At 67.6% G+C, this 23,664-nt stretch carries 22 protein-coding genes; 7 read left to right on the top strand and 15 right to left on the bottom strand.

What is annotated here, in order from left to right; genetic code table 11:
- Window positions 1-162: 162 nt before the first annotated feature.
- Genes fabZ through lpxB form a run of 4 tightly spaced genes read left to right on the top strand, consistent with a single transcriptional unit; the run spans window position 163 to window position 3,491 of the window.
- Window positions 163-621, top strand: a complete 459-nt coding sequence (gene fabZ / locus AC1DIN_RS13320) for a 3-hydroxyacyl-ACP dehydratase FabZ (protein WP_441470553.1) — start codon at window positions 163-165, stop codon at window positions 619-621.
- 34 nt (window positions 622-655) lie between these two features.
- Window positions 656-1,465 (top strand): acyl-ACP--UDP-N-acetylglucosamine O-acyltransferase, encoded by an 810-nt coding sequence (lpxA, locus tag AC1DIN_RS13315; RefSeq protein ID WP_476810165.1) that lies wholly within the window; start codon window positions 656-658, stop codon window positions 1,463-1,465.
- Window positions 1,462-2,313, top strand: coding sequence for an LpxI family protein (locus AC1DIN_RS13310; protein ID WP_476810164.1), 852 nt, complete (start codon window positions 1,462-1,464; stop codon window positions 2,311-2,313). The genes lpxA and AC1DIN_RS13310 overlap by 4 nt, the downstream gene beginning before the upstream one ends.
- Window positions 2,313-3,491, top strand: coding sequence for a lipid-A-disaccharide synthase (lpxB, locus tag AC1DIN_RS13305; protein ID WP_476810163.1), 1,179 nt, complete (start codon window positions 2,313-2,315; stop codon window positions 3,489-3,491). The genes AC1DIN_RS13310 and lpxB overlap by 1 nt, the downstream gene beginning before the upstream one ends.
- 14 nt (window positions 3,492-3,505) lie before the next feature.
- Here lpxB and AC1DIN_RS13300 read toward each other — a convergent pair whose 3' ends face one another.
- The 3 genes from AC1DIN_RS13300 to gltX form a co-directional block, all read right to left on the bottom strand.
- Window positions 3,506-4,495, bottom strand: a complete 990-nt coding sequence (locus tag AC1DIN_RS13300) for a Bug family tripartite tricarboxylate transporter substrate binding protein (protein ID WP_476810162.1) — start codon at window positions 4,493-4,495, stop codon at window positions 3,506-3,508.
- A 138-nt stretch (window positions 4,496-4,633) separates the two neighbouring features.
- On the bottom strand, window positions 4,634-5,923 hold the full coding sequence (gltA, locus tag AC1DIN_RS13295; protein ID WP_441470548.1) for a citrate synthase: 1,290 nt from the start codon (window positions 5,921-5,923) through the stop codon (window positions 4,634-4,636).
- A gap of 374 nt (window positions 5,924-6,297) precedes the next feature.
- The gene (gltX, locus tag AC1DIN_RS13290; protein ID WP_476810161.1) at window positions 6,298-7,716 is read right to left on the bottom strand and encodes a glutamate--tRNA ligase; all 1,419 of its coding nucleotides are present in this window, start codon (window positions 7,714-7,716) and stop codon (window positions 6,298-6,300) included.
- A gap of 153 nt (window positions 7,717-7,869) precedes the next feature.
- Here gltX and AC1DIN_RS13285 point away from each other — a divergent pair, with 153 nt between their 5' ends.
- Window positions 7,870-10,131, top strand: a complete 2,262-nt coding sequence (locus AC1DIN_RS13285; protein WP_476810160.1) for a ComEC/Rec2 family competence protein — start codon at window positions 7,870-7,872, stop codon at window positions 10,129-10,131.
- Here the strand turns inward: AC1DIN_RS13285 and lexA are convergent.
- The 9 genes from lexA to AC1DIN_RS13240 form a co-directional block, all read right to left on the bottom strand.
- Window positions 10,125-10,835 (bottom strand): transcriptional repressor LexA, encoded by a 711-nt coding sequence (lexA, locus tag AC1DIN_RS13280; protein WP_476810159.1) that lies wholly within the window; start codon window positions 10,833-10,835, stop codon window positions 10,125-10,127. The genes AC1DIN_RS13285 and lexA overlap by 7 nt on opposite strands.
- 184 nt (window positions 10,836-11,019) lie before the next feature.
- Window positions 11,020-12,231 carry a molybdopterin molybdotransferase MoeA gene (locus tag AC1DIN_RS13275; RefSeq protein ID WP_476810158.1) on the bottom strand — a complete coding sequence of 404 codons (1,212 nt, stop codon included), beginning with the start codon at window positions 12,229-12,231 and terminating at the stop codon, window positions 11,020-11,022.
- A 64-nt stretch (window positions 12,232-12,295) separates the two neighbouring features.
- Window positions 12,296-12,796 carry a cyclic pyranopterin monophosphate synthase MoaC gene (moaC, locus tag AC1DIN_RS13270; RefSeq protein WP_476810157.1) on the bottom strand — a complete coding sequence of 167 codons (501 nt, stop codon included), beginning with the start codon at window positions 12,794-12,796 and terminating at the stop codon, window positions 12,296-12,298.
- A complete protein-coding gene (gene trpC / locus AC1DIN_RS13265) occupies window positions 12,793-13,605 on the bottom strand; it encodes an indole-3-glycerol phosphate synthase TrpC (protein ID WP_476810156.1) in 813 nt (270 codons plus the stop codon). Before trpC ends, moaC begins: the two co-directional genes overlap by 4 nt.
- A 7-nt stretch (window positions 13,606-13,612) precedes the next feature.
- On the bottom strand, window positions 13,613-14,626 hold the full coding sequence (gene trpD, locus AC1DIN_RS13260; protein ID WP_476810155.1) for an anthranilate phosphoribosyltransferase: 1,014 nt from the start codon (window positions 14,624-14,626) through the stop codon (window positions 13,613-13,615).
- 16 nt (window positions 14,627-14,642) lie between these two features.
- The gene (locus AC1DIN_RS13255) at window positions 14,643-15,260 is read right to left on the bottom strand and encodes an anthranilate synthase component II (RefSeq protein WP_441470540.1); all 618 of its coding nucleotides are present in this window, start codon (window positions 15,258-15,260) and stop codon (window positions 14,643-14,645) included.
- Window positions 15,261-15,467: 207 nt separating this feature from the next.
- On the bottom strand, window positions 15,468-16,502 hold the full coding sequence (locus AC1DIN_RS13250; RefSeq protein ID WP_476810154.1) for an aldo/keto reductase: 1,035 nt from the start codon (window positions 16,500-16,502) through the stop codon (window positions 15,468-15,470).
- A 112-nt stretch (window positions 16,503-16,614) separates the two neighbouring features.
- Complete coding sequence (locus AC1DIN_RS13245) at window positions 16,615-18,126, bottom strand: helicase HerA domain-containing protein (protein ID WP_476810153.1); 1,512 nt, start codon at window positions 18,124-18,126, stop codon at window positions 16,615-16,617.
- 126 nt (window positions 18,127-18,252) lie between these two features.
- Window positions 18,253-18,534 (bottom strand): YARHG domain-containing protein, encoded by a 282-nt coding sequence (locus tag AC1DIN_RS13240; RefSeq protein ID WP_476810152.1) that lies wholly within the window; start codon window positions 18,532-18,534, stop codon window positions 18,253-18,255.
- Window positions 18,535-18,660: 126 nt separating this feature from the next.
- Between AC1DIN_RS13240 and AC1DIN_RS13235 the strand changes: the two genes are divergently transcribed.
- Window positions 18,661-19,335 carry a ceramidase domain-containing protein gene (locus AC1DIN_RS13235; protein WP_476810151.1) on the top strand — a complete coding sequence of 225 codons (675 nt, stop codon included), beginning with the start codon at window positions 18,661-18,663 and terminating at the stop codon, window positions 19,333-19,335.
- Here the strand turns inward: AC1DIN_RS13235 and AC1DIN_RS13230 are convergent.
- The 3 genes from AC1DIN_RS13230 to AC1DIN_RS13220 are packed head-to-tail and all read right to left on the bottom strand — an operon-like array spanning window position 19,307 to window position 22,522.
- Window positions 19,307-19,606, bottom strand: a complete 300-nt coding sequence (locus AC1DIN_RS13230; protein WP_441470535.1) for a hypothetical protein — start codon at window positions 19,604-19,606, stop codon at window positions 19,307-19,309. The genes AC1DIN_RS13235 and AC1DIN_RS13230 overlap by 29 nt on opposite strands.
- Before the next feature lie 47 nt (window positions 19,607-19,653).
- The gene (locus AC1DIN_RS13225) at window positions 19,654-20,685 is read right to left on the bottom strand and encodes an AMP-binding protein (RefSeq protein ID WP_476810150.1); all 1,032 of its coding nucleotides are present in this window, start codon (window positions 20,683-20,685) and stop codon (window positions 19,654-19,656) included.
- A 10-nt stretch (window positions 20,686-20,695) separates the two neighbouring features.
- On the bottom strand, window positions 20,696-22,522 hold the full coding sequence (locus AC1DIN_RS13220; RefSeq protein WP_476810149.1) for an extracellular solute-binding protein: 1,827 nt from the start codon (window positions 22,520-22,522) through the stop codon (window positions 20,696-20,698).
- Window positions 22,523-22,790: 268 nt separating this feature from the next.
- On the opposite strand from AC1DIN_RS13220, the gene AC1DIN_RS13215 reads away from it, so the two are divergent.
- A complete protein-coding gene (locus tag AC1DIN_RS13215) occupies window positions 22,791-23,573 on the top strand; it encodes an invasion associated locus B family protein (protein ID WP_441470532.1) in 783 nt (260 codons plus the stop codon).
- Window positions 23,574-23,664: the final 91 nt, after the last annotated feature.

Genomic DNA, 23,664 nt, shown 5'->3' with positions numbered 1-23,664 from the left:
TCGCAGTGCTGAGAAATTTCTGTTGCCGAAGCTGCCCTGTTTCCGGCAAACGGGCGGAACGCTTTGGAATTGCTGCCGATTGCGGAAACGGTTTTCGCAGTCGACCATGTTGAAGAGAATGCGAGCCGCCGCTCAGGGACGGGGCCCAGGAGAAGACAGACGATGAGCGAGGCGACGACGACGCTGGGTGTGATCGACATCCAGAAGATCATGGCCAGCATCCCCCACCGCTATCCTTTCCTGCTGGTCGACCGCGTTGTAGAGATCAACGGCGACGATTCCGGCGTGGGTATCAAGAACGTCACCGTCAACGAGCCGCAGTTCACCGGCCACTTCCCGGAGCGCCCGGTTTTTCCGGGCGTGCTGATGATCGAGGCCATGGCGCAGACCGCCGGCGTGCTGGTTGTCAATGCTCGGGCTGTCGGTGAGCAGGAGGTCAAGACGGTCCTGTTCACGACGATCGACAAGGCCAAGTTCCGCAAGCCGGTCATCCCGGGCGACACGCTGCGCTTCCATCTCACCAAGCTCGCCCGCAAGCGCAACATCTGGTTCTATCGCGGCGAGGCGCGGGTGGAAGGCGTGCTCGTGGCCGAGGCCGAAATTTCGGCGATGGTCGTCTGAGGCCACGGTGTTGCGAGATCAGGACCAGCTCCCGATGAGCCCCTCCATCCATCCCATGTCGGTGGTCGACCCCAAGGCGCAGTTCGGTGCGGGGGTCCGGATCGGACCGTTCTGCACGGTCGGGCCGGATGTCGTGCTGGGGGAGGGCGTGGAACTTGTCAGCCACGTCTCCGTCGCCGGCCGCACCACGATCGGTCCGCGCACGCGGATCTATCCCTTCGCCTCGATCGGTCATCCGCCGCAGGACGTGAAGTACCGGGGAGAACCCTCGACGCTGACCATCGGCGCGGATTGCCAGATCCGTGAGGGCGTTACGATGAATCCGGGGACGGAAGGCGGCGGGATGGTGACCTCCGTCGGTGACCGCTGCTTCTTCCTGGCCAACTCGCATGTCGGCCATGACAGCCGTCTCGGCAGCAACGTCATCTTCTCCAACAACGTGATGTGTGCCGGCCATGTCACGATCGGCAACTTCGTCATCGTCGGTGGCGGCGCCGGTTTGCAGCAATTCATCCGTATCGGCGATCATGCCTTCATCGGCGGTGGCGCCGGGGTGTTGAGCGATGTCATTCCCTTCGGCACCATCCGCGACAACCCCGCCCACCTCGTCGGGTTGAATCTCGTCGGCCTCAAGCGCCGGGGCTTCACGCGCGAGCAGATCCACGAGCTGCGCCGCGCCTACCGCCTGCTGTTCGCCGATGAAGGAACCTTGACCGAACGGGTCGAGGACGTCGCGGCCGAGTTCGCTTCGCACCCTCTGGTCCACGAGATCCTGGACTTCATCAGGGAAGGTGGCGACAAGGCGCTCTGCATGCCGCGCGACGTCGCTCCGACGGAGCGGTGAGCGCCGCKGGAGCCGCACGCGGCCCGCTCGTGCTGATCGCGGGTGCCGGCGAGTACCCGCTCCGATTGGCCCGCAACCTCGCCGACCATGGCGAGCGTCCCTTCATCGCGGCACTGGAGGGCGCGGCCGACCCAGCTGCTTTCGGCGATGCCGATGTGCAGAGTTACCGTCTCGGCCAGCTCGGCAGCCTGCTCGGCGAGCTGCGCCGACGCAGCATCGTCGACATCGTCATGCTGGGAAGCCTGCCGCGACCCAGCTTCGGGGCGCTGCGGCCTGAAGCCTCGACCTTGAAATATCTGTCTTACTTCGCCCGCGCCTTCCAGGGCGGCGACGACCATCTCTTGCGTGGTGTCGTCCGCTTCTTCGAGGAGCAGGGCTTCCGCGTCCACGGCCCGGCGGACATCGCACCGGAGCTGACCGCGCCTCGCGGGGCGCTCGGCCGCAGGCAGGCTGCGCCCGTGCAGCAGGCCCTGCTCGAGCGCGGGTTCTCGCTGCTGGCGGCGCTGTCGCCGTTCGATGTCGGCCAGGCGGCGATCCTTGCCGACCACCGGGTCATCGCGATCGAAGCTGCCGAGGGCACTGACGCGATGATCAAGCGCGTGGCCGATCTCGTGGCGCGGGGACGCCTCAAGATCGGCAAGGGCGATGGCGTTCTCGTGAAGGCCCCGAAGATGGGGCAGGATCTCCGCGTCGATATGCCGGCCATCGGCCCGGAGACCCTGCGTAACATCGCCGACGCCGGCCTGTCGGGCATCGGGCTCAAGGCGGGCGAGGTGTTGGTCGGCGACCGCGCGGCGCTTGGGCGGCAGGCGGATCAGCTCGGCCTGTTCATCGAAGGCATCGCCTGATGCGACCCTTCAAGCTCGCCATCATTGCGGGCGAGGCCTCAGGCGATGCGCTCGCGCTGCGCTTCCTGGCGGCCCTGCACGAGCGGTTGGGCGATCGCCCCATCGAGCTGCGCGGGGTCGGCGATCATGGTCTGCCGCAAGCGGGACTGTTGCCGTTCTTTCCGCAAGCCGACATCGCGGTGATGGGCTTCGGCCCGGTGATCGCGCGCCTGCCGCTGCTACTGCGGCGGATGGAGGATGCTGCCCGTGGGATTGCCGATTTTCAGCCCGATCTGCTGCTGACGATCGACAGTCCGGATTTTTGCCTGCGCGTGGCGAAGAAAGTTCGGGCTCGGGCCCCTCATATCCCAATCGCGCACTGGGTTTGCCCGAGCGTCTGGGCCTGGCGCTCCGGCCGGGCACGTCGCATGGCGCCGCATGTCGATCGTATCCTGGCGCTGCTGCCGTTCGAACCGGCTGCTCTCGCACGGCTGCACGGTCCTCAGACGATCTATGTCGGCCATCCGTTGATGGAGCGTCTCGCCGAATTGCGGCCGAACCTGGCCGAGCAAGGTGCCCGGGATGATGCGGCGCAGCCGCAGGTACTGGTCTTGCCCGGCAGCCGGCGCTCGGAAATCCATCATCTGATGCCGGTTTTTGGCGAGGCGGTCGCACGGGTCGCGGCGGCTGTTCCCAGGGCGCGCTTCGTTTTGCCGGCCGTCGCGCGGCTCCAACCGATGATCGCTGAGGCCGCGGCGCGCTGGTCGGTCGCGCCGGAGATCGTCAGCGGCGAGGCCGCCAAGCTCGCCGCCTTCCGAGAAGCCCGCGTGGCCCTGGCCGCCTCCGGTACCGTGACGCTCGAGTTGGCCTTGTCTGGCGTGCCGACGGTAGCAGCCTATCGCGGGGCAGGCTGGGAGGCCGTGCTGGCCCGGCGGCTCATCAAGCTGCCGAGCGTGATCCTGCCGAACCTGATCCTTGGTCGGAACGTCGTCCCGGAGTTCATCCAGGATGATGCGACGGCGGAGGCCTTGGGCCGGCATTTGCTGGCGGCGCTCGCCGAGGGGCCCGAACGGCAGGCGCAGCTGGACGCCTTCGCCGAGGTTGAGACCATCATGCGCTCGGCGGGGCCCAGTCCGGCCGCCAACGCCGTCGAGGCGGCGTTGGCGTTGGTCACCTCGCAGGCTCGCCGCGAGGCTTGAGTTTGTAAGCCGGCTTATTCGACGACCGCGCCGGACGCCTTGGCGATCGGAGCCCATTTGGCCAGTTCGGTCTTGACGTGCTCGCCGAGCTGCTCCGGCGTGGATCCGACGATGTCGGCGCTGACGTCGTTGAGCTTCTTCTTCACGTTCTCGTCCTTGAGCGCCTGGTTGGCGGCCTGGTTGATCTTCTCGACGATCGGGCGGGGCAGGTTGGCCGGGCCGAAAAGCGCATTCCAGGTATAGGTCTCGTAGCCCGGCAGGCCGCTCTCGGCGATGGTCGGCACGTCCGGGAAGGACGCAACGCGCTCCTTGGTGGTGACGCCGATCGCCCGAAGCTGGCCATTACGGATGAAGCCGGCCGAAGAGGGCAGGTTGTCGAACATGATCGGCACCGCACCCGAGACGACGTCGTTCAGCGCCGGGCCGGCGCCACGATAGGGCACATGGTTCATCTGGACGCCGCCGAGCGATTTGAACAGCTCGCCGGAGAGGTGCAGCGGCGTGCCGACGCCGGAGGAGGCATAAGAGTACTTGCCCGGATTGTCCTTCAGCACCTGCAGCACTTCCTTCACGGTCTTGGCCGGGAAGTTGGGGTTCACCACCATCACGTTGGGAACGATCGCGAGCAGCGAGATCGGGGTGAAGTCCTTCACCGCGTCGAAGGTGACGGTCTTCAGGATCGCCGGGTTGAGGGCATGGGTCGAGATGGTGCCGAGGAGGAGGGTGTAGCCGTCCGGCGCGGCGCGGGCGACGGCGGTGGAGCCGACATTGCCGCCGGCCCCGGCGCGGTTCTCGATCACCACGTTCTGACCGAGCAGCTCGCTCATCTTCTGGCCGACGAGGCGGGCGACGATATCGGTCGAGCCGCCGGCGGCGAAGGGTACGACCAGCGTGATCGGACGGGACGGGTAAGCGGCCTGGGCCTGCGCCTGCGTGGCGGCGAGGCTCGCGGCTCCGGTGCCGATCAGGAAGGCGCGGCGGTCGAGAAGATGGTTTTCGGTCATGCACGGATCTCCGTTGGAAGACGCGACTCTACCCAGACGCGCTCGCGGATCACCCACACGGCTTTGATCAATCTTCCGAAACAATAAGGACGCGGTGGAGACCACCGCGCCCTTGCTGGCGTTCGTGCTGCGCCGGGATCAGCGACGGCCGATCGGCGTGTAATCGCGCTGCGGCGCGCCGGTATAGAGCTGGCGCGGGCGGCCGATCTTCTGGGACGGATCCTCGATCATCTCCTTCCACTGCGCGATCCAGCCGACGGTGCGGGCGACGGCGAAGAGCACGGTGAACATCGAGGTCGGGAAGCCCATCGCCTTCAGCGTGATGCCCGAATAGAAGTCGATGTTCGGATAGAGCTTCTTCTCGATGAAGTACTCGTCGTGCAGCGCGATTCGCTCCAGCTCGATGGCGACGTCCAGCAACGGGTCGTCCTTGATGCCGAGTTCGTTCAGCACCTCATGCGTGGTCTTCTGCATGATCTTGGCGCGCGGGTCGTAGTTCTTGTAAACCCGGTGGCCGAAGCCCATCAGGCGGAACGGATCGTTCTTGTCCTTGGCCTTGGCGATGTATTTCGGGATGTTGTCGACGGTCCCGATCTCCTCGAGCATCTTGAGCGCCGCCTCATTGGCGCCGCCATGGGCGGGCCCCCACAGGCAGGCCGTGCCGGCCGCGATGCAGGCGAAGGGGTTGGCGCCCGAGGATCCGGCGAGGCGCACGGTCGAGGTCGAGGCGTTCTGCTCGTGGTCGGCGTGCAGGATGAAGATGCGGTCGAGCGCGCGCGACAGCACCGGATTGACCTTGTACTCCTCGGCCGGGACCGCAAAGCACATGCGCAGGAAGTTCGAGGTGTAGTCCAGCGAGTTCAGCGGATACACGAAGGGCTGGCCAACGGTGTACTTGAACGCCATCGCCGCCAGCGTCGGCACCTTCGCGATCATGCGCATCGAGGCGATCATGCGCTGATGCGGGTCTGAGATGTCGGTGGAGTCGTGATAGAAGGCCGACATCGCGCCGATGGAGCCGACCATGACAGCCATCGGGTGGGCATCGCGGCGGAAGCCCTGGAAGAAGCGGGCCATCTGCTCATGCACCATGGTGTGGCGCGTGACGCGGTAGTCGAAATCCGCCTTCTGCGCGGCGGTCGGCAGTTCCCCGTAGAGCAGCAGATAGCATGTCTCGAGGAAGTCGCCGTGCTCGGCGAGCTGCTCGATCGGATAGCCGCGATAGAGCAGCACGCCCTGGTCGCCGTCGATATAGGTGATCTGCGACTCGCAGCTCGCCGTCGAGGTGAAGCCGGGGTCGTAGGTGAACATGCCCGTCTGGGCGTAGAGCTTGCCGATGTCGATGACGGCAGGGCCGACCGACCCTTGCTTGATCGCCATGTCGACGGTCTTGTCGCCGACCTGGAGCTGGCTCGTGTTTCCGCTCATCGATACCGATCCTTTCAAGGCTCGCTGCTGTTCAGCACCTGTTTCGCCTATCCGCCGGCGCTTCCGCGCCAGCCTTTTCCCATCCGAGGCCCGCGATGTGACGGGATGATGTCGGAAGGGGAGGTGGAAGGAGACCCATGTGGCTGATATACAAGCAATATTCGTGCCCCGCCACGGTGTGGCCGCGCAACGCACTTGCGCGTCACTAGACCATTTGCCCAGTGCATTCAACCAAGCCGAAAGGCGATTGGAACCGCGCCTGGATCATATCTGCGCGAGCAGCGAGCACGCCGCCACCGCGAGGCGGCGTGCGCAAGCTTGAAAGCTGAAAGAGGGGCACCGCCCGGCAGCGGCGATGCCCCATTTACGACAGCTCAGGCCTGGTAGGCGAGCCGCGCCAGCGTCTCGTCGCGACCGAGCACGGCCATCACGTCGAAGAGTCCGGGCGACATGGCGCGGCCGGTCAGCGCGGCGCGCAGCGGCTGCGCCGCCTGGCCGAGCTTGATGCCGCTCTCCTCGACATAGGCGCGCACGGCCGCCTCCAGCGGCGCAGGCGCCCAATCGCTGACCGCGGCGAGTTTCTCGGCGATCTTCGGCAGGCGCTGCCGCGCGGCTTCGTCGAGCAGGCTCTTGGCCTTGTCGTCGAGCTGCAGCGGGCGCTGGGCATAGAGATAGAAGGCGCTGTCGAGCAACTCGACCAGCGTCTTGGCGCGCTCCTTGAGGCCGGGCATGGCTGCTAGGAACTTCGCTTCTAGCTCCGGCGACAGCGTCTGGCCGATACCGCGCGCCGGGCCGATCTCCGGCAGGATGACCTTGAGCGCATCGAGGAGTTCGCGGTCGCTCGACTGGCGCATGTAGAGCCCGTTGAGGTTCTCGAGCTTGGCGTAGTCGAAGCGGGCCGGTGAACGGCCGATCGATGAGAGGTTGAAGGCGTCGATCATTTCCTGCGTGGAGAAGACCTCCTGGTCGCCATGGCTCCAGCCCAGCCGCACCAGATAGTTGCGCAGGGCCGCCGGCAGGTAGCCCATCGAGCGATAGGCATCGATGCCGAGCGCGCCGTGGCGCTTCGAGAGCTTGGCGCCGTCCGGCCCGTGGATCAGCGGGATATGCGACATGCTCGGCACATCCCAGCCGAGCGCGTCGTAGATCTGGGTCTGGCGGGCGGCGTTGGTGAGATGGTCGTCGCCGCGGATGACATGGGTCACGCCCATGTCGTGGTCGTCGACCACGACGGCGAGCATATAGGTCGGCGTGCCGTCCGAGCGCAGCAGCACGAGGTCGTCGAGATTCTCGTTCTGCCAGACGACCCGGCCCTGCACCTCGTCGTTCACCACCGTCTCGCCGGTCTGGGGTGCCTTGAGGCGGATGACGGGCTTGACGCCGTCCGGCGCGGTCGACGGGTCGCGGTCGCGCCAGCGGCCGTCATAGCGCAGCGGCTTGCCCTCGGCTCGTGCCTTTTCGCGCATCTCCTCGAGCTCGGCCGGGCTGGCGTAGCAGTAATAGGCCTTTCCGGCGGCGAGCATCTGCTCGGCCACCTCGCGGTGGCGCGCCGCGCGCTGGAACTGATAGACGGTCTGCCCGTCCCAATCGAGGCCGAGCCATTCCAGCCCGTCGAGGATCGCTGCGATGGCGGCATCGGTCGAGCGTTCGCGGTCGGTGTCTTCGATGCGCAGCAGCATCTTGCCGCCTTGGCGGCGGGCATAGAGCCAGTTGAACAGCGCTGTGCGGGCTCCGCCGATATGCAGGAATCCGGTGGGCGAGGGCGCAAAGCGCGTGACGACGGCATTGCTCATGGAAGGCAACTCCGACCGGGCGGCGGGAGCCGTCCGGGGCAAGACAGGGAAATGGCGCAGGTCATGACATGACAACCGGCGCGCGCCCTGTAACATGGCTTGGCCGGAAAGGTTAAGCGGTCAAATCGCAGCGCCGGCGGGGAGGGGCGGAGAATGCAGCCGGGGCCGCCGGGGCAGGACAAGCCGCGCGGCGCGCGAGCCGAGGCCTTGCCTCTGCGCCTGCTGCCAAGCTGGCTGACCTCCGTTCGCTTCGAAGTCTGGCTGCAAGACTGGCAGGCCCGGTTCGGTCAGGCGCTCGAACTCGAGGCCGAGCGCCGCCGTCCGTTCCTGTGGCTGCCCGTGGCGACGGGTGCCGGCATCCTGTTCTATTTCGMGGCCGACCGTGAGCCGGCTTTATGGGCGCCTCTGGCTGGCTTCGCGCTCAGTGCGATCTTCGCGTTCGTGCTGCGAACCCGTCGGCTAGCCTCGATGGCCTCCCTGGCGGTGGCCGCCGCCTTCGCGGGTTTTGCCGCCGGTGCCTGGCGTACGGCGGATGTCGCGGCGCCGATGCTGGAGCGTCAACGAATCGGCAAGGTGACGGGTTTCGTCGAGAGCGTCGAGGCACGCGACAGCGGCGCCCGTATCGTCCTGCTGGTAACGGAATTCGCCGGGATGCCGGCAGCCGAGCGCCCAAGGCGCGTGCGCGTCAATATCCGCGCCGGTTCCGTGGCGCCGGGCGATCATGTCGTCGCGACGGCGCGGCTGCTGCCTCCGCCCGGGCCGGCACGGGCCGGCGGCTACGATTTCGGTCGCGATGCCTTCTTCCGGGGCATTGGCGCAGTCGGCAGCATCGCGGGCAAGATTGCCCTGGTGCCATCGCCGCATCCGATGCCGACGCGTCTTGCCGTCGATGTCGCCATCGACAGGGCGCGCAATGCCTTGACCCAACGCATCGCGGAAGGCGGTGGCGGACAGGGTGGAGCGGTCGCCGCCGCCCTCGTTACGGGAAAGCGCGGGCTGATCACCGAGGCAACGAACAACGACCTGCGCGCCGCCGGCATCTACCACATCGTTTCGATCTCCGGCCTGCACATGGTGCTCGCCGCCGGGACGATCTTCTGGCTGGTGCGCGCCCTGCTGGCGCTCTCCCAGACCGCCGCGCTGCGCTGGCCGATCAAGAAGATCGCAGCGGCCGCAGCGATGTTCGGCGCGACCGCCTACTGCATCTTCTCGGGCAGCGATGTCGCGACCGAGCGCTCGCTGATCATGACGCTGGTGATGCTCGGCGCGATCCTTGTCGATCGTGCGGCGCTGAGCATGCGCAATCTCGCGCTTGCGGCCATGATCGTGCTCCTGCGCGAGCCGGAGGCCTTGCTCGGGCCGAGCTTCCAGATGTCCTTCGGAGCCGTCGCGGCATTGATCGCCTTTGCCGAACGCTGGGAGAGCCGAAAGCGCTCCCAGCCGCCGCCCAGCTTGCCGTGGCCGCTTGGGCCGGTCTGGGCCGCGGCACTCGGCATCGTCGTCACCACGTTGCTGGCAACGGCCGCGACAGCGCCCTTCGGCGCCTATCATTTTCAGACCTTCAATCCCTTCGGCCTGCTCGGCAATGCGATGGCGCTGCCCTTCGTCTCGCTCTTCGTCATGCCGGCGGCCGTCTTCGGCGTGCTGGCTTACCCCTTCGGACTGGACTGGCCCGCCTGGGCGCTGATGGGGCTGGCTTCCGATGTCGTGCTCAAGGTGGCGCACTGGGTCGCAAGCATCGACCATTCCACGGTGATGATCGCAGCCTTCGGGCCGGCGGTGCTGACCTGCTTCGTGCTGGCGCTGCTGTGGCTGACGCTCTGGACCACGCCCTGGCGCTGGCTGGCGGCGCTGCCGCTCCTGCTCGGCGTGGCCATCGCCGGCAAGCCGGAGCGGCCGGAAATCCTGATCGAACGCGACGGTTCGGGGCTGGCGGTGCGGGGCCCGGATGGCCGCCTCGCGATTGCGGGCAAGCCGAGCCGTTTCGTGCTGCAGCAATGGCTCGCTGCTGATGGCGATCGCCGTTCGCCGGACGATCCGACGCTGCGGGCCGGCATTAGCTGCGATGCGCTCGGCTGCGTCGCACGGACGCCGGATCAGCGCACCGTTTCCTACACGCGCGACAGGTTGGCGCTTATCGAGGACTGCATGCGGGCTGACCTCGTCGTCACCGCCATCCCCTGGAGCGGAACCTGCAAGGCACGGCTGATCGAGCGAATGGCGTTATCGCGCGACGGCGCGACTTCGCTCTATCGAACAGGATCGGGGTGGAGCAGCCATGTCTCGGAGCAGAACGCTGCCGACCGCCCTTGGAGCCGCCGCCGTGAGCAGCGCCCTGCGCAAGCCTCGACAGCGCCTCCGAGTGTGACACCGGCTTCCGCCGACGGCGAAGCCGAGGTCGAGCGCCTTCAGTAGCGCCGCATCAGATTGACGAGGCGGCCCTGGATCTTGACCCGGTCCGGCCCGAGCACGCGCGTCTCATAGGCAGGGTTCGCGGCTTCGAGCGCGATCGAGGAGCCGCGCTTGCGCAGCCGCTTCAGCGTCGCTTCCTCATCATCGATCAGCGCCACGACGATGTCGCCGGTATTGGCCGAATCCTGCTTGCGGATGATGACGGTGTCGCCGTCGAGGATGCCGGCTTCGACCATCGAGTCACCACGCACTTCCAGCGCGTAATGCTCGCCGGAGCCGAGCATGTCGGGCGGCAGCGAGACGGTGTGGCTACGGTTCTGGATCGCCGAGATCGGCGTGCCGGCGGCGATGCGGCCCATGACCGGGATCGCGATGGAGGAGCGGCTGTCCTCATCGGACGCAGGGCGTGGCTTGGTGAGATTCGGCTGCGAGCCGAGGCCGCCCTGGACGACCGCAGGGTTGAAACGCTGCCGCTGCTGCGGGGCGCCGAGCCCGTCGGGCATCTTGATGATCTCGAGCGCACGCGCCCGGTTGGGCAGGCGACGGATGAAGCCGCGCTCCTCTAGCGCCATGATCAGCCGGTGGATGCCCGACTTGGAGCGCAGATCGAGCGCATCCTTCATCTCGTCGAAGGAGGGCGGCACCCCGCTCTCACGCAAGCGTTCCTGAATGAAGCGCAGGAGTTCGTGTTGCTTGCGTGTCAGCATGATCCCCGCCGGCCTTCTCGAAGGCTAGATTCGAAACAAAGCAGGAACACCATACGCGTTCCACTTGTGTTCCGCAAGCGGGCTCCGGCATCGAAGCGAACAGTGGAATCCACTTTTCGGGCAGATCCGATGCGATAACCCTATACAGATCGCTACGATCGCGTCCGACAGGATGAGCGGTGATCTAGCGCAGCGGCAGGATGCGGCAGATGTCGCCTTTTTTTGCCGGCGCGGCATGGGCAGGCCGGATCGTCAATGCCTGCGCCCGTGCCAGCGTGCCGAGCATCGAGGAATCCTGCCGGTCGAAGGGCGTCGCCACCCAGCCATCCGGCGTCAGTGCGAGCTCCGAGCGCAGATAGTCCTCGCGCTCGTCATTGGCCGGCATGTCACGGCCGAGGCGGGCGGGGATGCTGCGGTCGCGGTCGGCCTCCCCAATGCCGAGCAGAGCCTCGATCAGCGGCAGGACAAAGAGATGGCCGCAGACGATCGAGGAGACCGGGTTTCCGGGCAAGCCGACCACGACCATGCGGCCGAGTCGGCCGGTCATCATGGGTTTGCCCGGCCGCATCGCGATCTTCCAGAAGCCGAGCGACATGCCGGCCCGCGTCAGCGCCTCCTGCACGAGGTCATGCGCGCCGACCGAGGCCCCGCCGAGCGTGACGAGGACGTCGGCGTCGGCGTCCCGCGCCTGGCCGATCTTGGCCGCGAGGTCGGCGTGGTCGTCGCGGGCGATGCCGAGATCGAGAACGGCACCGCCGGCCTTCTCGACCAGTGCAGCGAGCGAGAAGGAGTTCGAGGCGACGATCTGGTCGCGCCCGACCGGCTCGCCCGGAGCCACCAACTCGTCGCCAGTGGCAAGGATCGCGACGCGCGGCTTGCGCCGGACGGGCAAGGTCGGATGTCCCATCGCGGCGGCGAGGCCCAGCGCAGCGCTGTCGAGCACGCGCCCGGCGGGCAGCAGGACGTCGCCTTCGCGGAAATCCAGCCCGGCTGCGCGCAGGAACTTGCCCTTGGCGGGCGGCACCCGCACGCGGATCGCCGGGCTGTCGACGCCGTCGGCATCCTCCTGCATCAGGACGGTATCGGCGCCATCAGGCATTGGCGCGCCCGTGAAGATGCGCACGGCCTGTCCCGGCCCGACCGAGCCCTCGAAGGCCCGGCCAGCGGCGGATTCGCCGATCACCGCGAGCGAGATGCCCGCCGCCATGTCGTCGCCGCGCACGGCATAGCCGTCCATGGCGGAATTGGCGAAGGGCGGCTGGGTCCGGAGCGCCTTGACCTCACCGGCAAGCACCCGCCAGGCGCATTGCGCGAGCGGCAGGGTTTCGGCCCCGGTCGGCCCTGGAATGCTGTCGAGCAGCGCCTTGCGCGCGACGGGGACCGGGGTGAGCGCCATCAGAGCAGGATGCCGAACCGCAGGTCCGCGGCAGCGAATAGTGGGGACCGGTTTTCGGATGACATCATGCTCGACTTCCTTCCTGCGAAGCCTTTGCGTCGTAGTCGCCGGACTGGCCGCCGGATTTGTGCATGAGCCGGATGTTCTCGATCCGCATCGCCCTGTCGACCGCCTTGACCATGTCGTAGACGGTCAGGCAGGCGACCGAGACGGCTGTGAGCGCCTCCATCTCGACGCCGGTCTGGCCTTTCATCTTCACTTCGGCGCGCACGCGCACGCCCGGCAATGCCTCGTCGATCGTGAGATCGACCCCGATCTTGCTGAGCAGCAGGGGGTGGCAGAGCGGGATCAGCTCATGTGTGCGCTTGGCGGCCATGATTCCGGCGAGGCGCGCCGTGCCGAGCACGTCGCCCTTCCTGGCGTTGCCGTCGCGCACGATCGCGATCGTCCCGGGCGCCATCACGACGCTCCCTTCGGCGACGGCGATGCGGGTCGTCTCGGCCTTGTCGCCGACATCGACCATATGCGCCTGGCCCTGGGCGTCGAGGTGGCTGAGCCGGCTCACGCCGCGCTCTCTTGCGCCGTGCCGGTCAGCAGCGACCGCGTCGCGGCCGTGACATCCGCCTGCCGCATCAGGCTCTCGCCGACGAGGAAGCTGTTGACGCCGGCCTTGTTGAGGCGGGCGATGTCGGCATGGGCGAAGATGCCGCTCTCGCCGATGACGATGCGGTCGGAGGGGACGCGCGGCGCCAGCCGCTCGGTCACCGCGAGATCGACGTGGAAGCTGCGCAGATCGCGGTTGTTGATGCCGAGCAGGCGGCTCTCGAGCTTGAGCGCCCGGTCGAGCTCGGCGTCGTCATGAACCTCGACGAGCACGTCCATGCCGAGTTCGCGCGCGGTTTCGTTGAGCGCCCTGGCGGTGTCGTCGTCGACACCAGCCATGATGATCAGGATGCAGTCGGCGCCCCAGCTGCGGGCTTCGTAGACCTGATAGGGCTCGTAGAGGAAATCCTTGCGCAGGGCGGGCAGGCCGGAGGCCTCGCGCGCCTGCGTCAGGAATTCCGGCTGACCCTGGAAGGAGGGCGCATCGGTCAGCACGGAGAGGCAGGCCGCGCCGCCGGCGGCATAGGCACGGGCGAGCGAAGGCGGGTCGAAATCGGCGCGGATCAGCCCCTTGGACGGGCTCGCCTTCTTGATCTCGGCGATCAGGGCCGGCTTGCCGTCCGCGAGCTTGGCGGCGAGAGCATCGGCGAATCCGCGCGGCTTGCCGGCGGCACGGACGCGGCGTTCGATCTCGGCCAGCGGCACGGCGGCCTTGGCGGCCGCGATCTCCTGGCGCTTGTAGGCTTCGATCTTGGCGAGGATGTCGGTCATGCCGCCCTCACGCGTTCGAGGCTTTGATGAGGGCGCCCAGCGTCGCCTTGGCCTTGCCAGAGTCGAGGGCGGCCGTCGCCTGGGCGAAGCCGTCCTTCAGGTTCGCAGCCTTGCCGGCGACGAGCAGTGCTGCCGCGGCATTGAAGGCGGCGATATCGCGGAAGCCGGTCCTCTCGCCGGCGAGCACGGCGTTCAGCGCGGCCGCATTCTGCTCGGGCGTGCCGCCACGCAGCTCCTCCGGCCTGGCCGGCTCGAGGCCGACATCGGAGGGGCTGATGGTGAAGCTTTCGACGTTGCCGTTCTCCAGCGAGACGACGCGGGTCGGCCCGGTCGTGGTGATCTCGTCGAGCCCGTCGGAGCCGTGCACGGCCCATACGCGAGTCGAGCCGAGCGAGGCCAGCACCTTGACCATCGGCTCCAGCCAGGTTTCGGAGAAGGCCCCGATCAGCTGGCGCTTCACCCCGGCCGGGTTCGAGAGCGGGCCGAGCAGGTTGAAGATCGTGCGCGTGCCGAGCTCGGTACGCACCGGCGCGACATGGCGCATCGAGGCGTGATGCGTCGGCGCGAACATGAAGCCGACACCGGCCTCGGCGATGCAGCGCTCCGTCCCGGCCGAATCGAGGCCGACCTTGACGCCGAGTGCGGTGAGCACGTCGGCCGCGCCGGAGCGCGAGGAAGCCGCGCGGTTGCCGTGCTTGGCGACGGGCACGCCGCAGGCTGCCGTGATGATCGAAGCCAGCGTCGAGACGTTGTAGGAGCCGGACGAATCGCCGCCGGTGCCGACGATGTCGATCGCCTCGGCCGGCGCCTTCACCGGCAGCATCTTGCCGCGCATCGCGCCGACGGCGCCGGCGATCTCGTCGATCGTCTCGCCGCGGACGCGCAGCGCCATCAGGAAGGCGGCGGACTGCGCGTTGGTGACCTCGCCGGAGAGGATCGTGTCGAAGGCGTCCCGCGCCTCCTCGCGCGAGAGTGTCGCTCCGGTCGCGACCTTGGCGATGAAGGGTTTGAAGTCGTCCATGGAAACTCTGCGGAAATCAGGCTGATGGGGTCAGGGCGGCGGCTTCGTGCTCGCTGCGCCATCGCTGGGCGAGATCGAGGAAATTCCGCAGGATCGTCGCGCCATGCTCGGAGGCGATGCTCTCCGGATGAAACTGGACGCCGTGGACCGGCAGCTCCCGGTGCGAGAGCGCCATGATCAGGCCGTCATCGGTTTCGGCCTCGATGTCGAAGACAGTCGGGCAGGAATCGCGATCGACCACGAGGGAGTGATAGCGCGTCGCCTGCAGCGGCCCGTTGATGCCGCGGAACAGGCCGCGTGCCCTGTGCCTGATCGGCGAGACCTTGCCGTGCATCGGCACGGGCGCCCGCACGACGTCGCCGCCGAAGGCCTGCCCCATCGCCTGCAGTCCGAGGCACACGCCGAAAATTGGCTTGCGGGCGGCGCCTTGCCGGACGACATCGAGGCAGATTCCGGCCTCGTTTGGCGTGCAGGGGCCGGGCGAGAGCACGATCGCATCATGCTCGCCGCCCAGCGCTTCTTCGACCGACAGCGCGTCGTTGCGCCAGACATCGACTTCGGCCCCCAGGCCACCGATGAGGTGGACCAGGTTCCAGGTGAAGCTGTCGTAGTTGTCGATCAACAGAACGCGCATGGCCGGACCCGTGAATACGGCCACAGGTCATGCACGTTCGGGGGCGGGGTGGTCAAGTTTTGCGCGGCGGTCATCTCCCGAAGCGCGCTCGCACGGAGCAGCCCGTCATTGCGAGCGAAGCAAGGCAATCCAGGGGGGATCCGGCTGACGTGGTCCGTCCTGCGGCCCCCTGGATTGCTTCGTCGCCCTGCTCCTCGCAATAACGGCTCAGACCAGCGGCGGATTGAGACGGCCGAAACCCTCCTGCCGCCGATAGGGGAAGTACGGGTAGGGCGCCGTACGGACGCTCGCGGCATCGAGCCGCACAACCTGCTCGGCCGTCAGGTTCCAGCCGACGGCTCCGAGATTGTCCCGCAGCTGCTGCTCGTTGCGGGCGCCGATGATGACCGAGGAGACCGTCGGGCGCTGCAGCAGCCAGTTGATCGCGACCTGCGGTACGCTCTTGCCGGTCTCCTGCGCGATGGCATCGAGCACGTCGACGATGGCGTAGAGCTGCTCGTCCTCGACCGGCGGGCCGAACTCGGCTGTCTCGTGCAGCCGGCTCCCGGCCGGAAGAGGCTGGCCGCGCCGGATCTTGCCAGTGAGGCGGCCCCAGCCGAGCGGGCTCCAGACCAGCGCGCCGACGCTCTGGTCGAGGCCGAGCGGCATCAGCTCCCATTCGTAGTCGCGCCCGACGAGCGAGTAGTAGACCTGATGCGCGACATAGCGGGGCCAGCCATGACGCTCGGCGGCGGCCAGAGACTTCATCAGCTGCCAGCCGGAGAAGTTGGAGACGCCGACATAGCGAAGCTTGCCCGCCCGGACGAGCGCATCGAGCGTCGAGAGAACCTCCTCGACCGGCGTGCCGGCGTCAAAGGCATGCAACTGCAGCAGGTCGATATAGTCGGTGCCGAGCCGGCGCAGCGCGTCCTCGGTCGCCTTGATCAGGCGGCTGCGCGAGGAGCCGGCATCGTTCGGGCCGTCGCCCATCGGCAGCGTCGTCTTGGTCGAGATCAGCACCTTGTCGCGGCGGCCCTTGATCGCCTCGCCGAGGACTTCCTCGGACGCCCCGTTCGAGTAGACGTCGGCTGTGTCGAAGAGGTTCAGCCCGGCATCGAGGCAGATATCGACGAGGCGGTGCGCTTCCTTGGCGTCCGTGTTGCCCCAGGCGCTGAAGAGCGGCCCCTGTCCGCCGAAGGTGCCCGCGCCGAAACTCAGGGCGGGAACCTTCAGCCCCGAATGGCCCAAACGCCGATATTCCATGATCCAGATCTCCTGTGGAGGTCAGAACATGGTGGTGCGAAGCCGGCGTGATTAGTCGGCCGGCTGGAACAGCATTCGTGAGTTGAAGTCACCGAGCGCGCGGCGCTGGCTTCTATCCGCGGGCGCTGCGCGGCATCCCGGCCGTGCGCGGCTGAGCCTGGCCCGGCGCGGTCTCGACGCCGAGCGCAGGCAGGGCGAGCGTTCGCAGGCCGCGGAAGTCGACATGACAGACGATCAGGCCGCGCTCTTCGATATAGCCGAGCAGGCGCCGCGCCCGGCTGGGCGAGTGGCTGCCATAGACTTCGGCGAGCTCGGCATCGCTGGGGCAGGGCCTGCCCTCGATGGCGGTGCGGGCGATGTAGAGGAAGAGCCCCTGCAGGTCTTCCGGCAGCGTGCCCGAGGCCACGACTGCCGCCTGCCAGCCCTCGCTGGTCGCGACGCTGTCGCTAACGCCGGCCCGCGCCACGGCGAGCCTGCGGCGGAACTCCTCCAGGCTCAGATTCGTCCGGCCGAGCCGGCGCATCCGGCAGCGCACGGTGAAATCCTGATAGAGCACCGCGACCTGGCGCGAGCGTGCTTCAGGGTCGGCCATCAGCTCGCGCAGAATCTCGACCATGATCGCTTCGCGCTCTTCCGGCTCCAGCTCGATCTCGGGCTCGGGCTCGGTCTGCGGAGCCGGGCGGTAAGTCTCGATCCGGCGCAGCACCTCGTTCGGGTCCGGGCGTGGGCGCGGCGCCGGGCGGACCGGCCGCGCCATCGGCGGCGGCTCGTCCTCGCCGGGCGTGAAGATCAGCTTGCCTGCTTCCGCCGGCGCCTGTTCGGGCAGCGGCATCAACCCCGGCGCGCTGCCGCGATCGACGGAGCTGACGGTGCCGATCCTGATCGGCAGCGGGCGCTTTGACAGGGCAGGGCCGAGCGCCACGAACTGGCCGCGTTCGAGATCGCGGAACATTTCGGCCTGGCGCCGGTCCATGCCAAGCAGGTCGGCGGCGCGCTGCATGTCGATGTCGAGGAAGGTGCGACCCATCAGGAAGTTCGAGGCTTCCGCCGCGACGTTCTTCGCGAGCTTGGCTAGGCGCTGCGTCGCGATGACGCCGGCAAGGCCGCGCTTGCGGCCGCGGCACATCAGATTGGTCATGGCGCCGAGCGAGAGTCGGCGCGCCTCGTCCGAGGCCTCGCCCGCCATCACCGGGGCGAAGAGCTGGGCTTCGTCGACGACGATCAGCATCGGGAACCAGAGCGAGCGGTCGACGTCGAAGAGCCCGCCGAGGAAGGCTGCCGTGGCGCGCAGCTGCTCGTCCGCCTCGAGGTTTTCGAGGTTCAGGACCACCGAGACGCGGTGCTGGCGCACGCGCAGCGCGACGCGCTGCAGCTCCGCCTCGCCGCACTCGGCATCGACAACGACATGGCCGAACTGGTCGGCGAGCGAGACGAAATCGCCCTCCGGGTCGATGATGGCCTGCTGGACGAGCGGGGCGCTCTGCTCCAGCAGGCGGCGCAGCAGGTGCGACTTGCCCGAGCCCGAATTGCCCTGGACGAGCAGGCGCGTCGCCAGCAATTCGGCGAGATCGATGAGACCGGGCTCGCCGGTCCTTGTCGTTCCCATCTCGATCGCTGTCGTCATGCCGGTCGTGAATCGCCTTGTTTGGTCGGGCGCAGGCGCGCGACCGGGGCTTCTAGCACGGCCTCGCCCCCGCTGGACGCAGGGCAGCCCTGCCTTCCACAGGCAATCGCCGTGAACGATTTTGGGTCAGCGCGGGCAGCGCAGCGCCCGTTCCTGCCGGACGATGTCGGCGATCACGCGGCGGTCATTGGCGGAAAGCGGCACGTCCTCGATATTGTCGTACTGGCAACCCGCGTTGCCGAATGCCGCGATCGCGCGCTGCGTGCGGAAGCAGTAGCCCTGCGCCTTGTAGATCTCGTTACGGGCGGTCCAGAGGTTCGCGCAGGTCTGGGGGTTGGCAAACGCCGGGGCAGTGGCTCCGGCTGCGAGCAGGAGGCTTGCGGACAATGAAAGGCGAAGGCTGCGCATATTGGTGTTCCCCGGCATGAGCGCGTGAGCTTTGCGGACCGGCTGCGGCAAGGCAACAGTCGGCACGCGACATGACGCTGTCGCAACGGCGGGGTTCGCTGAGGCGGGCAAGGGACGGGCGGATCGATGCGGTTCGGCTATTGCGAAAGACTCGATGCGAGCTTCTGGGCCGAGCCCGTCAATGCGGTGACGAACGTCGCCTTTCTGGCGGCGGCGCTGATGGCCTTTCGGCTATGGCGCCGGCAGGAAGGGCGCGACGGCATCGCGCTCACATTCATCCTGCTGGTCTTCGCGATCGGAGCCGGCTCCTTCCTGTTCCATACCATGCCGAATCGCTGGACGGTGCTGGCCGATGTCGTGCCGATCCAGCTCTTCGCCTTCGGTTATTTCGCATTCGCGCTCAGCCGGTTTCTCGGTGCATCCGGGTTGATCACGGCGATCGGGACGCTTGCGTTCTTCGGCCTCGCGCTCGTTCTCTCCTGGGCGGGGCGTGCGGTTCTGCCGGCGATGGTGGCAGGCTCCGCCGGCTATGCGGCCTTCCTGCTCGGGCTTGTCGGCATCGCGCTCGCCATGCCGCGCGATCCGGCCCTGAGCGGCCAGCGCAAGCTTCTGGCCTTGGCCGGCGTGGTTTTCGCCGTTTCGCTGGCGATGCGCAGTATCGACGGGCTGCTTTGCAGCGCTGTGCCGCTCGGAACGCATTGGCTCTGGCATCTGCTCAATGCGCTGGTGCTCTACGCGCTGCTGCGCGCCGCGGCGCTCTCCGGCGGCAAGTCTACTTCTTCGCCAACTCCAGACAGGTGATGAGCTGGACATAGCTCGGCGGCCCGCCGAGGCTCGCGCCTTCGGTGCAGGTCGTCCGGGCCTGGGCGGGGTATTCCGACCAGCGCGCTTCCAGCGCGGTGCGGGCCTTTTCCTCGTCGTCGCGGCAGGCGCTGGCGGGGCGGCCGATACCCGTGGCCGATTTATCGGCGCTGCCACAGGAGGCGTTGATATCGAAGCGCGGAACCTTGTCGGCCACGGCAAGTGCCGGGCTCGCGGAGAGCGAAAGCAAGACAAGACCGACGGAAAGCATGGTGAACACTCCGCAGAATGCGCGCCCCATCATCGTCATCGCGCTGTTCAGCCCGTGGGCGTCTGGCGCCTGGTGACGGTGATGTCCGAAGCACTATGCACCGCGATGTCGACGATGGCGAGATCGGGGCGATCAATTGCCGGATAGGAGAGCTGACTGCCGGTCCGCTGCACGAAAACAAGGCTGGCGAGCGCCGGATGGCCCGCCAGTCGCGAATGGGCCAGTGCCGGCTCCATATTGCCCGGCAGCACGAGATGGACGCTGCGCCCGCCTTCGATGCAGGCCTGGAGATCGCCGAGGTGGAACAGGCCGAGCGGCAGCAATTCGACGCCGGTGAGCATCGCCATGCCCGGCCCGCTGGCGAGCGCCGCGAGATCGCCTCCGACCAGGGTGCTGACGATCCGCGAGGAGGTCATCGGCTTCAGCGCCCGCGAGATCTCGAGCGCCTTGCCGAGAATCTCCCGCTCGGAGATCCGCTGCGGGCCTTGAAGCGAGACGGCATCGGCGACCTGCAGCCAAGGGCGCTCGACCGGCCCGGGCAGGGGATGCAGGCTCGCATTGGCCAGGAGGGTGTCGAGCGGCGCGACGCCATCGGGCACGTCCGGACCGAAGCCGCCGACAAAGCGGGTGCTGAAGGCGCGCATCGCGAGATTGCGCAGCATCAACAGCGGCCGCAATGGCCCGACGCGACTGACGCCGAGCGCCATGACCGCGCCTGAAGCCTCGATGAGGCGCAGCAGTTCAAGCTCGTTGCCGTGCAGCGGCAGCATCAGCGGGGAGAGGCCGGCACGCAGGCTGGCGAGCACGGAAACGACCGCCTCGGGTCCCAAAGGCGCCAGGATCGCGACGCTCGCGCCCGGCTGTCCCTTGTTGGCGGCAAGAAGCCTTGCGAGCTGGTCGATGCGCTGATCGAGCTGCAGGAAATTGATCGAGGCCGGGCTGACATCGCTCCAGCCGCGCCGCCCCGGCGGGTCGCGCAGGGCGGCCTCATAGCCGCGCCTGCGCGTCAGGGCCTTCAGCAGCGTATCGATATCGAGCCCGTCGAGCAGGGCGGAAGCCTCGTCCTGTTCTGCTCGCATCGACGGCCCTTCAATTCGCAGGAGCGGGCGTGGCCGGAAGGCGCGCCAGCGTTTCACTGGAGAGGAAATAGGCCGGCTGGCGCCCTGCCATCACCACGTCCCGCGCAAGGGCGAGCCAGGTGTCGGGCAGGTAGTAGAGCGGCACGACGTAGAAGCCGGACAGCAGCAGCCGGTCGAGCGCCCGCACAGCGGCGACGAAATCTTCGCGCTCGCGGGCGCCGAGCAGGGCCTGCAGCACCGCATCGACGGCGGGCGATCTCACCCCTGCGTAGTTGAGCGACCCCTTGCGCTCGGCGTTCGCCGCGCCCCAGCGCCCGATCTGCTCGTTGCCGGGCGAGGCGGAGGCCGGCCAGGTCCACTGGATCATGTCGAAGTCGAAGGCAGAGAGCCGCCGCCAGTACTGGACGTCGTCGATCAGCCGGACAGTGGCGGTGATCCCCAGGCGGCCGAGCGACTGCGCGTAGTTCAGCGCCAGCCGTTCCTGTGGGCGGCTGGTGACGGTGATCTCGAAGGCGAAGGGTTCGCCCTTGCCGTTGCGCAAGGCTCCGTCCTGGAGCGCATAGCCGGCGCCCTTGAGCAGGTCGAGCGCCCTGCGCGCCTGCTCGCGGTCCCGGCCCGATCCATCGGTTTCCGAGGGTTTCCACGTGCCTGAAAGGATATCCTCGCGCACTGCATCTGGGAAAGCGGCGAGCAAGGCCTTCTCGCGGCCATCGGCGGGGACGCCGAGGGCGGACAGGGGTGAATCGGAAAAGAAGCTGCCGGCGCGCCGATAGACGCCGTGGAACAGGTTGCGGTTGACCCATTCGAAATCGAACAGCAGGCCGAGCGCCTCGCGCGCCCGGACGTCGGAGAACACCGGGCGGCGTGTGTTGAAGACGAGCCCCGTCATGCCCTTTGGCGTGTCGAAATGCAGGGTCTGGCGAACGATGCGCCCGTCATGCACCGCGGGGATATCGTAGCCGGTCATCCAGCGCGTCGGATCGCCTTCGAGTCTTACATCGTAGAGCCCGGCCTTGAACGCCTCGAACAGGGCGTTGGAATCCCGGTAGAAATCGTAGCGGATTTCATCGGCATTGAAGAGGCCGCGGGTCAGCGGATGGTCCTCGGCCCAGAAATCCTTCCGCCTCTTGAGCGTCAGCGATTCGCCGGGCCGGACCTCGCCGACGGCATAGGGGCCGGAGCCGAGCGCGGGCTTGAAGCTCGTATCGCCAAATGTCTCGGCATTCGTCGCGTGCCTGGCGAAGATCGGCAGCGCGCCGATCACCAGCGGCAATTCGCGGTTGGAGCCGTCGCCGAGCTCGAACTCGACCCGCTTCGGCGAGGGTGCCGATGCCTTGGTGATGCGCGCGAGGCTGGAGCGGTGGAAGGGCTTGCCCTTCGTCTTCAGCATCTCGACGGTGAAGAGCACGTCCGCGGCGGTGACGGGCGTGCCGTCCGCGAAGGTTGCGCGAGGGTCGATCTCGAAGGCGAGCTTCCTGCGATCAGCGTCGAGCTCCACCTGCGAGGCCAGCAGGCCATAGGCGGTGAAAGGCTCGTCGGCCGAGCGGAAGAGCAGGCTCTGCTGCACATATTTCGGCACGGCATCGGGCGCGACGCCGAGAACGATCAGGGGGTTCAGGCTGTCGAAGGTGCCCTGGAGGCCGAAGATGATCCGTCCGCCGCGCGGAGCCTTCGGATCGGCATAGGGCAGATGGGCGAAACCAGGGGGCAGGGCAGGCTGGCCGTGCATCGCTATGGCGTGCTGCACGGGGGCCGAATCAGCCAAGGCCGAGCCGCCGCGCGCCAACAGGGCGAGCGGGCTCAAGGCGAGCATAGCGTTGACCCTGCGGCGGCTCATCGCCAAGGGCGATCGACAAAAATCCATCGTAAGACCTGATTCCCTACGTAAGAATAGCATGGGCTGCCGGCCGTCACTTAGCTATTCGGGCTGGAATCCAGCGCGCGAAGTCGCTAAAGCCGAGTCCGGGTGTCATTCAAACGCCTCAATCACCCTTGATGTGCACGGCTTGCTATGGCCGGCGCCGTCATGCGATTGGGCCGTCGGTGGTGACGCGCGGCTTGCGAAGTCGTGATCCCCGAATTCGCCTGATAAGGAAAGACAGAGAATGTCCGCTTCGTTTCGCCTGTCATCGTCTGCTCTAGGGCTGGTTCTCAGCGCGGCGGTCGGCTTCGCGCCCGTCGCGGCTTTCGCGCAGGCGCAGCGCCCCGCCGCCCCGGCCCGCCCTGCAGCCCCGCCGGCTCAGCAGCCGGCTGCCCCCGGGCAGCAGCCCGCCGCTGCCAGCGGCCCGGCCGTCGTCCAGGTCAAGCCCGAGCCGTCCCAGACGAGCTGGACCAAGGTCTGCGGCAAGGACCAGGCCGCCAATAAGGAAATCTGCTACACCACCCGCGATTTCGTCTCGGATCAGGGTCAGCCGGTGCTGGCGGCCGCGGTCTATGACGTGAAGGGTGACCCGAACAAGATCGTCCGCTTCCTGATGCCGCTCGGCCTGATGCTGCAGCCTGGCATCCGCTTCGGCGTCGACAACGCCCAGCCGACGGGCGGCCGCTATGCGATCTGCTTCCCGAACGGCTGCTTCGCCGAGGCGCAGGTCAAGGAGGACTTCATCAACGCGATGAAGAAGGGCACCACGCTCAACATCAGCGTCCAGAACCAGGGCGCCCGCGAGGTGACCTTCGCCGTTCCGCTCGCCGATTTCGCCAAGGGCTTCGACGGCGCGCCGATCGATCCGAAGGTGCTCGAGGATCAGCAGAAGCAGCTTCAGGACGAGCTGGCCAAGCGCCAGGAAGAGCTGCGTCAGCGCCTCGGCGCCGGCGGCGCCAATGCCGCTCCGGCGCCCGGCGCGGCGCCGGCTCCGGGTGCTGCTCCGGCGACCCCGCCCAAGCCCTGATCGGCTGAGCACGAACCAAACGGAAAGGGCCGGCTCGATGGAGCCGGCCCTTTTTCATTGATCATTGTGATGGCCTGTGCGTCCCGGCACA

The sequence above is a fragment of the Allobosea sp. 05T438 genome, assembly GCF_056396025.1.
The sequence above is the reverse complement of the archived record's forward strand: the minus strand, read 5'-3'. Positions and strand labels throughout refer to the sequence as shown.

Bases quoted from the DNA above. Each gene is read 5' to 3' on its own strand.
- AC1DIN_RS13275 (WP_476810158.1), bottom strand. From the start codon at position 12,231: ATGGCGCTCACCCCGGTCCCCGTCGCGCGCAAGGCGCTGCTCGACAGC.
- lpxA (WP_476810165.1), top strand. From the start codon at position 656: ATGAGCCCCTCCATCCATCCCATGTCGGTGGTCGACCCCAAGGCGCAG.
- AC1DIN_RS13300 (WP_476810162.1), bottom strand. From the start codon at position 4,495: ATGACCGAAAACCATCTTCTCGACCGCCGCGCCTTCCTGATCGGCACC.
- AC1DIN_RS13215 (WP_441470532.1), top strand. From the start codon at position 22,791: ATGTCCGCTTCGTTTCGCCTGTCATCGTCTGCTCTAGGGCTGGTTCTC.
- AC1DIN_RS13235 (WP_476810151.1), top strand. From the start codon at position 18,661: ATGCGGTTCGGCTATTGCGAAAGACTCGATGCGAGCTTCTGGGCCGAG.
- AC1DIN_RS13230 (WP_441470535.1), bottom strand. From the start codon at position 19,606: ATGCTTTCCGTCGGTCTTGTCTTGCTTTCGCTCTCCGCGAGCCCGGCA.
- AC1DIN_RS13250 (WP_476810154.1), bottom strand. From the start codon at position 16,502: ATGGAATATCGGCGTTTGGGCCATTCGGGGCTGAAGGTTCCCGCCCTG.
- AC1DIN_RS13255 (WP_441470540.1), bottom strand. From the start codon at position 15,260: ATGCGCGTTCTGTTGATCGACAACTACGACAGCTTCACCTGGAACCTG.
- trpC (WP_476810156.1), bottom strand. From the start codon at position 13,605: ATGACCGACATCCTCGCCAAGATCGAAGCCTACAAGCGCCAGGAGATC.
- fabZ (WP_441470553.1), top strand. From the start codon at position 163: ATGAGCGAGGCGACGACGACGCTGGGTGTGATCGACATCCAGAAGATC.
- gltA (WP_441470548.1), bottom strand. From the start codon at position 5,923: ATGAGCGGAAACACGAGCCAGCTCCAGGTCGGCGACAAGACCGTCGAC.
- trpD (WP_476810155.1), bottom strand. From the start codon at position 14,626: ATGGACGACTTCAAACCCTTCATCGCCAAGGTCGCGACCGGAGCGACA.
- gltX (WP_476810161.1), bottom strand. From the start codon at position 7,716: ATGAGCAATGCCGTCGTCACGCGCTTTGCGCCCTCGCCCACCGGATTC.
- AC1DIN_RS13240 (WP_476810152.1), bottom strand. From the start codon at position 18,534: ATGCGCAGCCTTCGCCTTTCATTGTCCGCAAGCCTCCTGCTCGCAGCC.
- AC1DIN_RS13225 (WP_476810150.1), bottom strand. From the start codon at position 20,685: ATGCGAGCAGAACAGGACGAGGCTTCCGCCCTGCTCGACGGGCTCGAT.
- AC1DIN_RS13220 (WP_476810149.1), bottom strand. From the start codon at position 22,522: ATGAGCCGCCGCAGGGTCAACGCTATGCTCGCCTTGAGCCCGCTCGCC.
- lpxB (WP_476810163.1), top strand. From the start codon at position 2,313: ATGCGACCCTTCAAGCTCGCCATCATTGCGGGCGAGGCCTCAGGCGAT.
- lexA (WP_476810159.1), bottom strand. From the start codon at position 10,835: ATGCTGACACGCAAGCAACACGAACTCCTGCGCTTCATTCAGGAACGC.
- AC1DIN_RS13245 (WP_476810153.1), bottom strand. From the start codon at position 18,126: ATGACGACAGCGATCGAGATGGGAACGACAAGGACCGGCGAGCCCGGT.